Genomic DNA, 14,329 nt, shown 5'->3' with positions numbered 1-14,329 from the left:
CGTCCGAGGCGGGGACGCTCAGCCCGAGAGGGCCGCGAGCGTCCCCGCCTCGACGCGCAGGACGCTGACTCGCGCGCCGTGCGCCCCTCGCGCCCCTCGAGCCCCTCGCGCGATCGTGGATCCACGCCCGCTTCCTGGTCGGCGTGGGGACGGCAGATCTCGAGGGGGCCATCGGCCGGCGGGTCCTGCGCGAGGCGGTCGAGCGGCCTGCTCGGGGTGACGGAGACCCGACCCCGGTTCATCCACAATCCGCGGGAGCGGGTGGAGGGCTGTGGGCGGGCTGGGTAGGGTCACCGTGATCTGCTGCACATATGGAAGGCTCCCGCATGTCTCGTCGACTCCTGGCCGCTGTGGCCGCTGCCGCTCTGACCTTGGGGCTCGCCGCGTGCGGTGATCCGTCGGAGGGTACGAAGACCGACCCGCCGCCCTCGATCGACATCGGACAGAGCGACGGCGGGGGCGATGGCGGTGCGAGCGACGGCGGAGGCGACGAGGGCTCGACCGAGGCTGCGCCGGATATCCCTGCGCCCGACCCCGCGGACTATCCGGGGATGGACGAGCAGACGCCGGAGGGGGCGGAGCAGGCGTTCAAGTACTTCTGGGATGTGGCGATCGTCGGCTATATGACCGGGGATCCCGGTGTGCTGGCCGAGTTGTCTGATCCTGAGTGCGCGAACTGCGAGGCGATGCGAGTCGAGATTGAGGAGTTGGGGGAGTCTGGGGGGTATTGGGGCGAGACCAATGTGGATTTCGTTGACTCCTCGGCGCGTAACACCTCTGGAGAGCACCAGGTCCTTGCCGAGTGCGCCATCCTTGTCGGCGAGCATGTGGAACCTGCCGCGGATGGTGCTGGCATGAAAAACGTCGAGGCGTCGACACTTATCGCAACCGGAGGACTGGATTGGGTTAACGGTAGCTGGCTTGTCTCGGATTTTGCTTCGAGTGTCCAATCCGAGGAATTGTGATGCGACGTTTCCTGACGGGCTTAGTCATACTTTTGCTTGGAATGGTTATCGGGGGCGTGCCCGCCAACGCGACTCCGGAGTTCGGTACGAATGGTTCGCAGATTCTTGGAGCGCACCTTCTAAATGTTTCAAAGCATCGCTTTGGCGCAACGGGTGGGAATGAAGGCTCAAGATCTCGGCCCGAGGTCTACGTCACCTCTCGAGAACTCTCCAGTAGCAGCCGCCATTCGTGCGCGGAAATCTCGGAGTCGGACTTCGATAACACTCGTTGCCAGGTGGACAACATTGTGTGCATCGTTAGGGATGCTGCTGCGGGTGACGGGGATGGGTTCATCGCGACCGAGGTGTTGCATGTGGATACTCGATCTGGCCAAGAGTCGGAGACTCTGCTCGACTACGAATGCCGCGCGCGAGGCGGAACCCTTGTCCAGGGTGATCAGCCTGTCGTGATCACCGTGACTCTCGAAGATTTCGCGTCGATGCCGGTGCAGCCGTTGGTGGCGTCGGCGGGTCCGCCGGAGGGGTGGTTGCCGGTGAACATGGTCAACGTGCTCTACGCGGAGTCCGAGACTCAGACGATGGACATGACACTGCTGGGGACGCCGGTTCAGGTGCGGGCGATCCCGGTGAGCTATCACTGGGACCTCGGTGACGGGAACACGATCACGACGACGGACCCGGGAGCTCCGTATCCGTCGGAACAGGTGTCGGCGACGTACACGCAGGAGGGTTGGTATGACGTCACGTTGACCACCACCTTCAGCGGCCAGTTCTCCGTCGCCGGCGGTGCGTGGCAGGACATCGACGGGACGATCGATGTCGCGTCCGATCCGATTCCGATCTTCTCGAAGTCGTTGGAGTCGCGACTTGTCAATGGTGATGTTCCGGTCGACGAGGAGGGGGACCCGTGGGTTCCTGAGCGGACCGCGGAGACCGAAGGCCCGAAGGACCCCGAGGCGACTCACCGAGAGATCTGACGGCAGTCTCTCCGACGTCGGTCTCCCCCCACCGCCGGAACCGTTCCTCCCCAGAGCGCCTTTATCCCCAATCGAGCGCCTGCACTCGCCCCCACCGCCGAGAACCCGCACGCTTGTTCGAGAAGGCCGTTCCACTCCAGGAACGGCAGAGCACGGCGAACGCGGAGGAGGGGGTGCCCCATGGAGAACGACGCACAGCGCTGGACGACGCGGCTCGCGACGCTCCTCGACGAGGCGCCCGACGCCGAGGAACCGGCCCTCGAGACCGAGGCCGCACTGGTAGACCTCATCGCCGCGACGGAGCGGGCGAAAGCGCGCGTCGCCGCCGTCCAAGCCCGCGCGGAGAGAGCCTTCTGGACCGCCCAGATCCGCACGCAGGAGCAGCAGGGGGTCGCGCGCGATCAGCGCGGACGAGGCATCGCCGATCAGGTCGCGCTCGCACGACGCATCACCCCCAAGCAGGCATCCGACGAGGTCGCCCTGCATCGCGTGCTCCTGGACTCCCTGCCCCGGACCTCGGCACTGCTCGACGCCGGTGAGATCAGCGAGCTCGCTGCCCGCCGCGTCGCGGAGAACGTGCTCGTGCTCGACGACGAGGATCGAGCGAGCGTCGACGCCGCCGTGGCAGACAGCCTCCCCACCGTCACCGCGCGGCGCGCGGGGGACCTCGCCCGAGCGCGGGCCCAAGAGCTCGACCCCGAAGCAGCGGTGAAGCGGCACCAGCGGGCCGTGGCCGATCGCAGGGTCACGCTGCAGCCCGCCGTCGACGGGATGTCGATCCTCCGGGCGGTCCTTCCCCTCCAGGAAGGTGTCGCCGTGTTCTCGTCGCTCACCGACGCCGCGAAGAGCGCGCGGTCGAGCGGCGACCAGCGCACGAAGGGCCAGATCATGGCCGACACCATGGTCAAGCGGGTCACCGGGCTCGAGAAGCCGGAAGACCTGTCCGTCGAGATCCAGCTGCTCATGACCGACACGACGCTCCTGGGAGACGAAGTGCAGACGGCGTGGATCGACGGCCACCCACTGCCCGGGCCCGTCGCACGCGACCTGGCCCTCGGAACCCTCACGGCGAGCGCGGGCATGCCCCAGCGCCACGGGAGCAGTGCCCCGGAGCGTTCACCCCTCGCGAGCACCGCGGAGTTGCCCCGCAAGGACAGCGCCCCCGAACATGCCCGCCGAGTTGGCACCCCCGACGAACCACCGCCGCAGATCACCCCGCCGGAGGTCACGCAAGCCGCCCGATGGATCCGCCGCCTCTACACCGACCCCCGCACCGGCGAGCTCCAGGAAGCCGACCCCCGTCGGCGCCTGTTCCGCGGTGCCACGCGCCGCTTCATCCTGCAGCGCGACCAGCGCTGCCGCACCCCCTGGTGCGATGCGGCGATCCACGACGTCGACCACGTCCACCGCTTCGCGGACGGCGGGAACACCGACGCCGCCAACGGAGTGGGGCTCTGCCAGCGCTTCAACCTCGCCAAGGAGATGCCCGGGTGGCACACCGATCTCGAGCCAGCGAGCGACGGTGCCCCGAGCCGGCTGACCATCCGCACCCCCACGGGCCACGTCTACACCTCCACCTCACCCGCTCTGCGCACCATGGCTGATGCGCTCGGTGCGGAGATCCTGGAGGAGACGCCCGCCGAGGCGCCGGACGGGGCCGAGATCGACTGCCAGATCGACCACGAGATCGACCGCCGGCCCGCCGACGAGCCAGACCCTGCGACCGCAGAGCCGTCCGACGCTGCGATCGACGGCAGAGACCTCAGAGGCGACCGTGTCGACCAGGGACGGGAACCGCCGCCAGCGGCGGCCTGAGGTCGCCCGCGGCCCCGCGGTGCGTGAGCACGCCTGCGTCGAGCGAGGCGCCGGGGATCCGGTCCCCGAGCTACCTCACGACTTCCGCGGCAGCAGCAGCACGACCAGGCCCAGGACCGCGAGCACCGCCACGGAGATCGTCCACGGTCCGAGGTCGACGAGGGACACCATGGCCAGGACCAGACCGGCGATGACGGAGAAGCCGATCACCGCCAGCAGCATCCGCCCCCACAGCCGCCATGCGGACCGCTCGAGCGTGCCGTGGGCGGGAATCGTCGCTGCCAGCGCGAACACGGCATGCGCCACCAGCAGGGCGACCCCCACGAGCGCCGCTCTGCCCATCGACAGCCCCGGCTGTGGCACGAGCACGGCGAGCACCGCGATCGGAGCCAGGACCCCGATCTCGCTGTCCGGGCGGAGCACCAGCGCGAATGCGCCGACCATCACGAGCAGCGAGACGATTCCCGTGCCGAGGTTCGCGAGGGGTCCGGCCGGCATGGCCAGCAAGGTGGCGACCGCGAAGCCCACCACCCCGAGCCCCCGCAGCGCCCACTGGGTGCCGCTGATGCGGCGCAGGTCCAGCAGCCGCTCGGCGATCGGATCGAGCATCCGCGGTGCGCGCATCAGGACCTCCTCCGTCGCGGGGCGGTGCGTGCGGCGGCGAGGGAGAGCAGCACCGGCGTCAGCGAGGACGGCCCCTCCCACGGGATCACGGGCACGCCCGATTCCCGCAGCTCCCGCACCGTCGTGCCGCGCAGCAGCCGTCGCAGTGCCCACGCTTCCGCCCAGAACCGTTCCGAGACCGTCCCGTCGACTCGCAGCGGCCGACCGGTCAGCGCGGCGACTTCTCCGATGCTCGGCGGCAGGGTGTCCACGACGATCACGTCCGCACCATGGGCCACGAGAACACCGATCTGCGCGATGGCCTGGTCGTTCAGCAGCGGCGAGCAGACCACGGCCAGGGTCCCGGCGCGCACCCGCCCCAGCCGGTGGATCGAGCGGGCCGTCCCGTCGTCGCGGCCGGCGCGGGCGAGCGCGTCGGTGAGCACCCGCAGCTGCCGCGGCCCCGTCCCCGCCCGCACCGGGCCGATCAACTGCCCGATGTCGAACACGGACACCCGGTCCCCGGCGGCCAGGTAGTGCCGGGCGACGGCCGCCGTCGCCCGGACGGTCATGTCGAGGCTCGTCGGTGCATCGGCGTCGGCCCACGGCGCGGGCTGCACATCGGTGATGGTGTCGGTGACCAGCAGGACGTCCGTGTCCTGCTCGGTGAACGTCGCGTTGGTGTGCAGCCGCCCGGTGCGACTGGTCACGCGCCAGTTGATGCGATGCAGACGATCCCCGGTCCGGAACTCGCGCACCTCGCTGAGCGCCGTCCCGTCACCCCGGCGCCGGGACAGGTGCGCGCCGCTGACACCGATCGGCGTGGGCACCTCCACCGGGGCGTCGAGGACGGTCGAGGAGGGCACGACCCGCACGTCCACCGGGGGAAGGGTCTGCTCGGTGCGGAAGGCGCCCAGCCCGTCGGCCTGCACAACGTGCAGCGGACCCACCCGGACCCGGCCCCAGCGGTTCGCGCTGACCCGCATCCGCACCTCGCCGTCGCCGGCTGCGGCACCCAGCTTCGGCGAGAAGCGGGCCCCGGAGCGCAGCGGCACGGCGAGGGCCGTCAGGGTGCCGGGGGCGGTCACCACGGCGACGGTGGTGGTGCCGCCCTCCTCGAGCGTGCGACGCCCGGTCGCGATCACGGGCCCGTCCCCGCGCTCGTCCTCGCCGCGGAGATGCCGTCGGCCGAGGGCGAGGACCACCCACACCAGCAGCGGCAGCGCCGCGATCACCACCTGCGGACGCCCCACCAGCACCGCGAGACCGAGCGCGACGGCGACGGCGAGCACGGCGCGCACGAGCGCCGGGGTCGCCCGGAGGGCGCCGCGGGTCGTGGGCGCGCTGGCCCCGCTGGTCGTCGGGGAGCTCACGCGCCGCCAGCCGCCCCGTCGCACTCGGCAGCGGCCGGGACCGACACCTGGGAGAGCACGGCGTCGACGACCCCGGCCCCGGTGGCGTTCTGCAGCCACAGCTCGGGCTTGACCGTGACCCGGTGGTCGAGCGCGGCATGCGCGAGAGCCTTGACGTCCTCCGGCACGACGTACTGCCGCCCGCGGATCAAGGCGAGCGCCCGGGCGCAGGTGATCAGGGCGAGGGTGCCGCGCGGGGAGGCCCCGACGAGCGCGTGCTGGTGCTGCCGGGTCGCCGCCACGAGCGAGACCGCGTAATGGCCGACCGCCTCGGTCACGTGGACCTCCTCGACCGCGGCCTGGACGGCGAGCAGCCCTTCGGCGTCGAGGACCTGTGCGACCTCCTGCTCCTCGCGCCGACGGTCCAGGCGCCGCGCGACCACCGACCACTCCTCCTCGGGGCTGGGATAGCCGAAGCTGAGCCGGAGCAGGAAGCGGTCGAGCTGCGCCTCGGGCAGCGGATAGGTGCCCTCGTGCTCGACGGGGTTCGCGGTGGCGAGCACGTGGAACGGCTGCGGCAGCTTGCGCGTCGTGCCCTCGACCGAGACCTGCCGCTCCTGCATCGCCTCGAGCAGCGCCGACTGGGTCTTCGGGGGCGTGCGGTTGATCTCGTCGGCCAGCAGCAGACCGGTGAACACGGGGCCCGGGCGGAACACGAACTCGCCGGTGCGCTGGTCGAAGACCTCCGCGCCGGTCAGGTCCGCGGGCAGCAGATCCGGCGTGAACTGGGCGCGCGTGAACGGCAGGCCAAGCGCCTGGGCGAAGGAGCGAGCGGCGAGGGTCTTGCCGAGGCCGGGCAGGTCCTCGAGCAGCACGTGCCCGCCGGCGAGGATGCCGGTGAGGACCTTCTCCAGGGCCGGGCGCTTGCCGACGACGGCGGTCTCGACCGCATCGAGCACTCTCTGCGCGGCGGTCGTCGCCTCGGCGGGAGTGAGCGCCGACGGGCCGGTGTGAGGGACGGCGGTGGCGGTGGCGGTGGCGGTGGCGGTGGCCGACGGGTCGGCAGGTCGTTCTGTCTGGTCCTTCATCGGTCCCTCTCCTCGCGCGCGGCGAGTTCTCGGATGTAGCGGTGCAGGTCACGGCGGTCGATCGCCCGGATCGGATGGGCCTCGGCATCGGGATGGCGCGCCTCGTCGAGCAGCTGCGCGAGCTGTGCGCCGAGCGGCGGGGCCGACGGGTCGCGGTCCTGCTCCTCGGCGATCTGGCCGAGCACCCGGCCGAGGCCCCGGGCGGTCATGCGGCGGGACGGCTGGGCGCCGTGCACGAGGTCCTCGAGGCGGCGCACCCGCATGTCCTGGGCGTGGGGGAGGGCGTAGTCCGCGTCGAGGTCGAGATCCGGGGCGTCGAGCGACTCCGGACTCTCGATCCCGCGACTCAGCAGCCACCAGCCGCCGCCGATCGCGAGGGCCAGCGCCACGGGGAGCGGCAGGGCGAGCTCGAGGCCCCAGAGCCGGAACAGCCCCACGAGCACCAGGGCACCGGCGACGCAGCCCCCGAGCCGGAGCAGCAGACCCTTCATCGCGCCGCCCCCTCGTCCAGGCCCTCGAGCAGGGTGTCCAGGAGCGTTGCAGCCTCGCCGCGGTCGGTCTCCGCGAGCGGCTCGGGGTCGAACAGCGCCCGCCGGTACAGGTGCGCGAGGCGGTCCAGCGCGCCCTGGTCGAGGTCGAGCGTCCCCAGTACCGCGACGACGAACTCGAGCGTGGTCTGCGCCGGGTCGCGGCGCACGCCCGCTGCGGCGATCGCCCGCTCGACGGCGAGCCAGGCGGCGATCACCGCGTCCTGGGCGTCGACCTGGATGCCGAGCAGCTCGCGGGCGTCGTCGAGGGCGGCGCGGGCCTGCTCGACGGTGAGTTCCTCCTCGCCGGCCTCCTCGGCCTCGAGGGGGCCCGGCCGGGCGAGGGACCGAAGGCGCCACAGCAGGATCACGACCGCGGCCGCGGCGACGAGTCCCAGGAGCACGAGCAGCACCGTCATGATCGATCCCGCGACCCGCTGGGCGACCGGGTTGGCGGTGGGCTGCTCCTGCTCCCCGAAGTCGGGCTCGGAGAAGGAGATCTCGGGCGTCGCCATCGGCCCGGCGGACCGCGTGCCCTGCTCGTGCACGACCGGCGCCGGACCACGATCGGCGGAGGCGCCGAGCATCACGATCCCCGTCCCGACCAGGACCAGCACGGCCAGCAGCCAGACCGCGAGGCGGCGGCGACGGGCGAGGTCCGCGTCGGGGGCGGCGGTCATGCGATGGCGCCGTGCGGTGAGGCGACGATGACGGACTGCTCGCCGGCGATGCGGGTGAGGATCAGCGTCGCGGACTCATCGCCGTACTTCCGCGGACGCAGGCGGCGCCGCAGCTCCTCGGGTTCCACGGCGGTGCCGCGCTTCTTGATCTCGAGCACGCCCAGGCGATGCTCGCGCAGGTAGGCGGCGAGGCGCTTCATCCCGAAGGGCATCACGTCCCGCACCGCATAGCCGCGCGCGAAGGGGGTGCTGACGCGACGATCGCCGCTGAGGTACGCGATCGTCGGATCGAGGGTGCGGGCCTCGAGCCGGGCGGCGAGCGTGCCGATCAGCCCGGCGCGGATCACGGCGCCGTCGGGCTCGTAGAGGTGGTCGCCGAGCGGTCCGGGCTGCGGGTCGGCGGGGGCGTCGGTCCCGCGGTCCAGGCGGTGGGCTCCGTCGCGGTCGATCAGCAGCGCCGAGGAGTGGACGCCCTCCCGGGCGAGCGGGCCGCACCAGAGCGCCGCTTCGAGCACCTGGCCGTGGAAGGACAGCCACTGCGCCTCGACCTCGGCGGGCAGCGCCTCTCTGTCCACGGCCGGACCGAGCTTGGCCCCGAGCGGACCGAGCTCGCCGTCGCGTCCGAGCCGGCGCGCGAGCTCGAGCACGGTCGACAGCGGCGGCTCGTACTCCTCGGGGTCGTGGAGCCGACGGGTGCCGCCGCGCGCGGGGGCCCGACGCGCCGGGTCAAGCCAGATCCCCTCGGTGTCGTGCGGGTCGTGGCCCTCCGCGGTGCCGAGCCGCACCTGGGCAGTGGGGAAGGGGCGCAGGTTCACGGTCGCGACCGCCACGGAGACCGGGTCGCGGTCCACGGCGATGACGTCGAGGCCCAGGCCGGCGAGGGCCATCGAGTCCCCGCCGATCCCGCAGCCGAGGTCGGCGACGGAGCCGACGCCCGCCCGCTGGAAGCGCTCGGCGTGCAGCGCGGCGATCGGCAGACGCGTGGCCTGCTCGAGCCCGTGCGGGGTGAACAGCATCGACGCCGCGAACTCGCCGAACTTCTCGGCGCCCTTCGCCCGCAGCCGCGCCTGGGTCATCACGGCAGCGACCAGCTCGGGGGAGTGCCCCGCCTCCCGCAGCCGCGCTCCCTGGCGCAGGGCGTCCTGCTCGACGTACGGGGGGAGGGCGTTCAGCAGGGCCCAGCCGTCCCGCTGCAGCACGGGTTCGAGGGTGCGCAGCGCCGCGTCGGCGTCATCGGAGGGCGGAGCCATGCGTGCCAGGCTACCCGCTGGGCACCGGTGCCAGGAGCCCGGACCGACGTGCGAACACGTGGCGCGGGCACGTCGTCGGGGAGAGCTCAGGCGCGGGCGTCGAGCACGAGCTTGCCCCGGGTGTGGCCTTCCTCGAGCAGGCGGTGCGCCTCCGCGATCTCGCCGAGCGGCAGCACCTTGGAGACCTCGAGCGGCAGGCGCCCCGAGCGGACGCCCTGCACGAGGTGGTCGAGCCGCTCGCGGCTCGCGACGATCCCCGGGATCCTCGCGTCGATGCCGCGCTCGCGCGCCGGGGAGAGGTCGGCGAGCGACGGCAGGGCGACGATCCGGCCGCCGTCGGCGATGACGTCGAGGCTCGGCAGGAAGGTCTGGTGGTAGTGGGTGTCGAGCACGAGGTCGACGCCGCGGCCGTCGGTGAGGCGCTCGATCTCCCGCGCCCAGTCGCCGGTGTCGTACGGGATCGGCTCGGCGCCCAGCTCGCGGATCCGCTCGGCGTTCGCGGCCCGCCCGGTCGCCCACACGTGCGCCGCCCCCGCCTCGCGGGCGAGTGGGATCAGCAGCTGCCCCACGCCGCCCGAGCCGCCGTGGACCAGCACGGTCTGCCCCTCGCGCAGCTCCGCGGCGTCCTGCACGGTCGCGATCGCCGTGAGGCCGACGAGGGCGAGCCCCGCCCAGCGCGGCAGGTCCTCGTCGGGGATCTCGCCGGGGACCGGGGCGAGGTCGTCGGCGTCGAGGGCGACGACCTCGGCGGCGGTGCCGCGGGAGTCCGACGGGCCGCGCATCCCGAACACGCGCGTGCCGACGGTCAACCCGCGCGATCCGAGCTCGGCCTCGTCGAGGTCGGACCCCGCGCCGATCACCACCCCGGCCATCTCGCGGCCGGTCCCCGCGGGGAGGGCGAGGTCCTTCGCCCGGCCGGAGGAGCCGTCGCGGATCTTGTAGTCCAGCGGGTTCAGGCCCACATGGGAGACCTGCACCAGCACCTCGCCCGGGGCCGGTTCGGGCACCGGGGCGTCGGTGTGGAGGGTCAGGACCTCGGGGCCGCCGAAGCGGTCGAAACGGATCTCGCGCATAACCCCATCATGCACCCGGTATCCGGGCGTCGGGGGAGAGGGGCGGGGGAGGTGCCTGGGAGGTGGCGGGGGCGGGGCGGGTGCCGACGAGGGCGGGCGAGGTGGCAGGATGCGGAGGACCTGCACCAGCACCCCGACGAGAACCCCGAGGAGCAGCGATCTATGGCCGGCGAGCGCACCGATCCCTGGCAGTGGCGGGCCCTGCTGATCCGCGAGCTCGCCCTGCCCTCCCGCCAAGAGGAAGTGCCCCTCACGGAGGCGCTCGGGCGGGTGCTCGCCGCCGACGTGACGAGCCCCGAGGATCTCCCCGCGGAGCCGCTCTCGGCGATGGACGGCTTCGCGGTACGGCGAGCGGACCTCGGCGCGGGCACGCCGACGGGCGAGATCGACATGGTGCTGCCGGTGCTCGCCGAGCTGCCGGCGCGGCCGGGGCACGTCGGCGCCCTGCCTCCGGGGGCGACGGCGCGGATCATGACCGGCGCTCCCGTGCCGGAAGGCGCCGACCTGGTGATCCCGGTCGAGGACACCGATGCCGATCCCTTCGGCCCCGCCCCGGAGCGGGTGCGGATCCGGCTGGCCGGCGCGCCGCGGGTCGGGCGGCACGTCCGCCGCCGCGGTGAGGAGGTGGCCCTCGGTACTGTGCTCGCGGAGCGCGGACGACGGGTGGGGCCCGGACTGATCGGGCTCGGCCGCGCCCTGGGGATCGGGACCCTCCCGGTGCTCGCACCGCCGCGCGTGGTCGTGGTGGTGACCGGTGACGAGCTCACCGGGGCGCAGGAGGTGACGGCGGCGGGTGCCGTCCGCGAGTCCAACGGCGAGATGCTGGTCGCCGCGCTCGCCGCCGACGGGGCCGACGCCTCCTGGAGGCACAGCGGCGATGACCCCGCCGCTCTGCGCGCGGTGCTCGAGCGGGCCGCCGCGGAGGCGGACCTCGTTCTCACCACCGGCGGGATCGGCAGCGGCGCGTACGACGTGGTCAAGCAGCTGCTCGGCGAGCTCGGCGCTGGCACCAGCCGCTTCGCCCATCTCGCGCTGCGACCGGGCGGGCCGCAGGGCTGGGGCCGACTCCCGGGCGGCACCCCCGTCGTGCACCTGCCGGGCACACCCGTCGGTGCCTTCGTCGGCCATCACCTGTTCGTGCGGCCGCTCCTGCCCGGCGTCGACCCGGCACCGCGGCGGCTCCCGCTCGGCGCCGACGGGGGAGATCGGGGAGACCGCGCCGACGGGGGAGACGGGCGTGACGGGGGAGGCCGGGCCGACGGAGTGGGCCGGGCCGACGGGGTGCTCCGCGCCCTGCCGGGTCTGCTGCGCCGGGACGTCGAGGGCCGGGAGAGTGTCGACGTCCTCCCCGGCAGCCGCCTCGCCCCCTACGGCCGGGCCGACGCGCTCGTGCTCCGCGACGGCGGCCCCGGAGCGCTCGTCCTCCCCCTGTGAGGACCCGATCTCTCGCTGTGAGGGACCGCGCCCGCTGTGAGGGGCGATGCCGCTCCGCCGATACCCTGGGCCGCATGTCCCCGTTGCACCTGCGCCCCCACGGCGCGACCGTCCTCGCGATCGTGGTCTGGGTCGTGCTCGGCCTGCTCGCCGCCGAGGCGCTGCTCTCCGCCGGGGTGCGGGGGCTCGGCGTCGTACCGGGTCTCGCACTGATCGCCGGGCTGATCTGGCTGCTGCTATGGGCACCGCGGGTCGTGCTCCACGAGGAGGAGGTCGAGGTGCGCAACATCCTGCACACCCACCGCCTGCCTTTCGCGGCGATCACCGCCGTGCGCCTCGGGGCGATGCTCCGCCTGGACACCCGCGCGGCCGACGGGTCACCGCGCACGATCTCCGCCTGGAACGCCCCCGGCATCGGCCGCGACAACCCGCTCGCGCGGGCCGGACGCGACGAACCCGGTGCGGGCGGGACCGAGCGTCGGCGGCGGCTCTCCCGTGGGGAGCGGCTGCGCCGTGACCAGGAGCGCAGCCGCTCCGCCGTGGTCCGCGACCGCTGGGAGAGCTGGGCCGAGCACCACGAGGAGGACCCGGGCGTGGTGGGGACCTCGCGCCTGAACGTGCGCGAGATCGCCGTGTTCGGGGTTCTCGTCGCCCTCGTCGTGCTGCGCCTCGACCTCTGAGGGCCCCGAAGACTTGGAGATCCTCGAGGGCCCGAGGTCCTCACCCTCGCGCGACGCAGAGGCGCCCCGGACGCCGGACGGGCCCGACCGCCTCTCGGCGATCGGGCCCGTCCGCTGCGGGAATGCAGGCGCGGTATCCCGGGGGATCAGGCCTTCATGCCCACCTGGGTCCAGTCGACGTTCTCGAACTGCGAGGCGCCGTAGTTCACGATGCCGGTCTTCACGCCCACGATGTTCGGGGTCGCGTAGAACGGGATGATCGCGAAGGACTCGGCGATGACGGTCGAGATCTCGTTGGCGACCTTCTTGCGCTCGGCATCCTCGAACGCACCCTTGATCTGGCCGTCCAGCTCGCCGAGGCGGTCATCGGCGAAGTTGGTGAAGTTCTGGCCGGAGTCGAGCGGGTACACCAGGTTCACCGAGGAGGACTCGGGGAACTGGCTGCCGACCCACGAGAAGGTCACCGCGTCGAAGTTCTTCGGGGTCACGTACTCGTCGAAGTACGCGTCCGAGGGGACGGTCTCGACGGCGACCTTGAAGCCGATCGCGTTGAGGTTGGAGACCACCTGGGCGGCGCGGTCCTCGTTGGACTTGGTGTCCGCGGGGACGATGATGTTGAAGGCCAGCTGCTTGCCGTCCTTCTCGCGCACGTCGCCGTTGAGGGCCCAGCCGGCCTCCTCGAGGATCGCCGCAGCACCCTCGGAGTCGAAGTCCAGGCCGCCGAAGGAGTCCTCGTAGCCGTCCTGACCGGGCATGTAGACGAAGTTGTCGACCAGCACGATCGGGGCCTCCAGCGGGCCGATGACGGCGTTGCCGATCGCGGTGCGGTCGATGCCGCGGGCGATCGCCTCGCGCACCTTCACGTCCGCGAGGGCGCCGTCGCCGCCCTGGGTGTTGATCGTCAGGTGGGTCCAGGTCAGACCGTTGGTCACCTGGATCGCCGCATCCGAGCGACCCTTGGCCTGGGCGAGCTCGTCGCCGTTGGCGATGTCGTAGGCGTCCAGCTCGCCGTTGGCGAAGGCGGCCGGGGCCTGCGACTGGTCGGTGACCTTGTAGATGATGGTCTCGAGCTTCGGGGCGCGACCCCACCACAGCTCATTGCGCACCAGGGTGACGACGCCGCCCGCGGCGTCGATCGAGCCGACCTTGAAGGGACCGGCGGACGGGGTGGCCTGCGAGGTGTAGCCCTCGTTGAAGGCCGCGACGTCGCCCGAGATGGAGGCGGGCAGGGTCGGGTAGGCGACGGTGATCCAGTCGACGAAGGGCGAGGAGAACTCGATCTCCGCGGAGAACTCGTCGTCGGTCTGACGGATCTCCTTGATCTGGTCCCAGCCCACGGAGGAGACGATCAGGTACTCCTCGTTGGTGGCGTTGAGGGACTTCCACTCGGCGATGAGGTCGGCGACGACGATCGGGTCGCCGTTCTCCCAGACCGCGCTGGGGTTGAACTTGACGGTGACGATCTGCGGATCCTCACTGGTCAGCTCCGCGCTCTCGACGTAGTCGCGGTTCATGGTCTTCTCGCCCGACTCCGAGTACAGGATCGCGTGGCCGTAGCCCATCGCGTCACGGATCTTGGTGAGGTCGGCGAGGTTGCCGTCGGTCTGGTTGGAGTTCCAGTTGTTGGGCAGCTGCGAGACGGCGAGGGTCAGGGTGCCGCCGTCGGCGACCGCGTCGTACTCGGCGCGCTCCCACGCGGTCGAGGGCAGGGAGGCCTGCTCCTCGGCGGCTCCTGAGTTCTCCTCGGCGGCCTGGGAGGCCTGCTCCTCGGCGGACTGCTGACCGCAGGCGGCGAGGGCGAGGGCGGTGCCCGCGGCGGCGGTGCCGCCCAGGAACAGACGGCGGGTGCTGGTGATCTTCATGGGTTTCCCTCTTCCGTGATGGG

13 protein-coding genes are annotated in these 14,329 nt (G+C 72.5%); 5 read left to right on the top strand and 8 right to left on the bottom strand.

Going from position 1 to position 14,329, the window contains the following annotated elements; genetic code table 11:
• Positions 1-326: 326 nt before the first annotated feature.
• The 3 genes from V1258_RS11495 to V1258_RS11485 all read left to right on the top strand — a co-directional run bounded on the left by V1258_RS11495 (position 327) and on the right by V1258_RS11485 (position 3,757).
• A complete protein-coding gene (locus V1258_RS11495; RefSeq protein WP_329749816.1) occupies positions 327-965 on the top strand; it encodes a DUF6318 family protein in 639 nt (212 codons plus the stop codon).
• Positions 966-1,240: 275 nt separating this feature from the next.
• Complete coding sequence (locus V1258_RS11490) at positions 1,241-1,942, top strand: PKD domain-containing protein (protein ID WP_329749815.1); 702 nt, start codon at positions 1,241-1,243, stop codon at positions 1,940-1,942.
• A gap of 180 nt (positions 1,943-2,122) precedes the next feature.
• Complete coding sequence (locus V1258_RS11485) at positions 2,123-3,757, top strand: HNH endonuclease (RefSeq protein WP_329749814.1); 1,635 nt, start codon at positions 2,123-2,125, stop codon at positions 3,755-3,757.
• Positions 3,758-3,832: 75 nt separating this feature from the next.
• Here the strand turns inward: V1258_RS11485 and V1258_RS11480 are convergent, their stop codons facing one another.
• From V1258_RS11480 to V1258_RS11450, 7 genes are all read right to left on the bottom strand, one after another.
• A complete protein-coding gene (locus V1258_RS11480; RefSeq protein WP_329749813.1) occupies positions 3,833-4,381 on the bottom strand; it encodes a hypothetical protein in 549 nt (182 codons plus the stop codon).
• The gene (locus V1258_RS11475; RefSeq protein WP_329749812.1) at positions 4,381-5,733 is read right to left on the bottom strand and encodes a DUF58 domain-containing protein; all 1,353 of its coding nucleotides are present in this window, start codon (positions 5,731-5,733) and stop codon (positions 4,381-4,383) included. Before V1258_RS11475 ends, V1258_RS11480 begins: the two co-directional genes overlap by 1 nt.
• Positions 5,730-6,800 (bottom strand): AAA family ATPase, encoded by a 1,071-nt coding sequence (locus V1258_RS11470; protein ID WP_329749811.1) that lies wholly within the window; start codon positions 6,798-6,800, stop codon positions 5,730-5,732. Before V1258_RS11470 ends, V1258_RS11475 begins: the two co-directional genes overlap by 4 nt.
• Positions 6,797-7,291 carry a hypothetical protein gene (locus tag V1258_RS11465; RefSeq protein ID WP_329747173.1) on the bottom strand — a complete coding sequence of 165 codons (495 nt, stop codon included), beginning with the start codon at positions 7,289-7,291 and terminating at the stop codon, positions 6,797-6,799. The genes V1258_RS11470 and V1258_RS11465 overlap by 4 nt, the downstream gene beginning before the upstream one ends.
• Positions 7,288-8,007: a DUF4129 domain-containing protein gene (locus V1258_RS11460; protein WP_329749810.1), complete on the bottom strand. Its 720-nt coding sequence runs from the start codon at positions 8,005-8,007 to the stop codon at positions 7,288-7,290. Before V1258_RS11460 ends, V1258_RS11465 begins: the two co-directional genes overlap by 4 nt.
• Entirely contained in the window at positions 8,004-9,257 is a 1,254-nt protein-coding gene (locus tag V1258_RS11455; protein ID WP_329749809.1) for a class I SAM-dependent methyltransferase, read from the bottom strand. The genes V1258_RS11460 and V1258_RS11455 overlap by 4 nt, the downstream gene beginning before the upstream one ends.
• An 86-nt stretch (positions 9,258-9,343) precedes the next feature.
• On the bottom strand, positions 9,344-10,330 hold the full coding sequence (locus V1258_RS11450) for an NADP-dependent oxidoreductase (protein ID WP_329749808.1): 987 nt from the start codon (positions 10,328-10,330) through the stop codon (positions 9,344-9,346).
• A gap of 162 nt (positions 10,331-10,492) precedes the next feature.
• Between V1258_RS11450 and V1258_RS11445 the strand changes: the two genes are divergently transcribed.
• Together V1258_RS11445 and V1258_RS11440 are read left to right on the top strand one after the other, a co-directional pair.
• Positions 10,493-11,764 (top strand): molybdopterin molybdotransferase MoeA, encoded by a 1,272-nt coding sequence (locus tag V1258_RS11445; RefSeq protein WP_329749807.1) that lies wholly within the window; start codon positions 10,493-10,495, stop codon positions 11,762-11,764.
• 74 nt (positions 11,765-11,838) lie between these two features.
• Complete coding sequence (locus tag V1258_RS11440; protein ID WP_329749806.1) at positions 11,839-12,444, top strand: PH domain-containing protein; 606 nt, start codon at positions 11,839-11,841, stop codon at positions 12,442-12,444.
• A gap of 146 nt (positions 12,445-12,590) precedes the next feature.
• Here V1258_RS11440 and V1258_RS11435 read toward each other — a convergent pair whose 3' ends face one another.
• Positions 12,591-14,306: an ABC transporter family substrate-binding protein gene (locus V1258_RS11435; protein ID WP_329749805.1), complete on the bottom strand. Its 1,716-nt coding sequence runs from the start codon at positions 14,304-14,306 to the stop codon at positions 12,591-12,593.
• Between the last annotated feature and the right edge of the window lie 23 nt (positions 14,307-14,329).

It is taken from the genome of Brachybacterium sp. J153 (genome assembly GCF_036311905.1).
GTDB lineage: Bacteria > Actinomycetota > Actinomycetes > Actinomycetales > Dermabacteraceae > Brachybacterium.
The sequence above is the reverse complement of the archived record's forward strand: the minus strand, read 5'-3'. Positions and strand labels throughout refer to the sequence as shown.

Bases quoted from the DNA above. Each gene is read 5' to 3' on its own strand.
- V1258_RS11495 (WP_329749816.1), top strand. From the start codon at position 327: ATGTCTCGTCGACTCCTGGCCGCTGTGGCCGCTGCCGCTCTGACCTTG.
- V1258_RS11485 (WP_329749814.1), top strand. From the start codon at position 2,123: ATGGAGAACGACGCACAGCGCTGGACGACGCGGCTCGCGACGCTCCTC.
- V1258_RS11480 (WP_329749813.1), bottom strand. From the start codon at position 4,381: ATGCGCGCACCGCGGATGCTCGATCCGATCGCCGAGCGGCTGCTGGAC.
- V1258_RS11470 (WP_329749811.1), bottom strand. From the start codon at position 6,800: ATGAAGGACCAGACAGAACGACCTGCCGACCCGTCGGCCACCGCCACC.
- V1258_RS11465 (WP_329747173.1), bottom strand. From the start codon at position 7,291: ATGAAGGGTCTGCTGCTCCGGCTCGGGGGCTGCGTCGCCGGTGCCCTG.
- V1258_RS11460 (WP_329749810.1), bottom strand. From the start codon at position 8,007: ATGACCGCCGCCCCCGACGCGGACCTCGCCCGTCGCCGCCGCCTCGCG.
- V1258_RS11455 (WP_329749809.1), bottom strand. From the start codon at position 9,257: ATGGCTCCGCCCTCCGATGACGCCGACGCGGCGCTGCGCACCCTCGAA.
- V1258_RS11450 (WP_329749808.1), bottom strand. From the start codon at position 10,330: ATGCGCGAGATCCGTTTCGACCGCTTCGGCGGCCCCGAGGTCCTGACC.
- V1258_RS11445 (WP_329749807.1), top strand. From the start codon at position 10,493: ATGGCCGGCGAGCGCACCGATCCCTGGCAGTGGCGGGCCCTGCTGATC.
- V1258_RS11440 (WP_329749806.1), top strand. From the start codon at position 11,839: ATGTCCCCGTTGCACCTGCGCCCCCACGGCGCGACCGTCCTCGCGATC.
- V1258_RS11435 (WP_329749805.1), bottom strand. From the start codon at position 14,306: ATGAAGATCACCAGCACCCGCCGTCTGTTCCTGGGCGGCACCGCCGCC.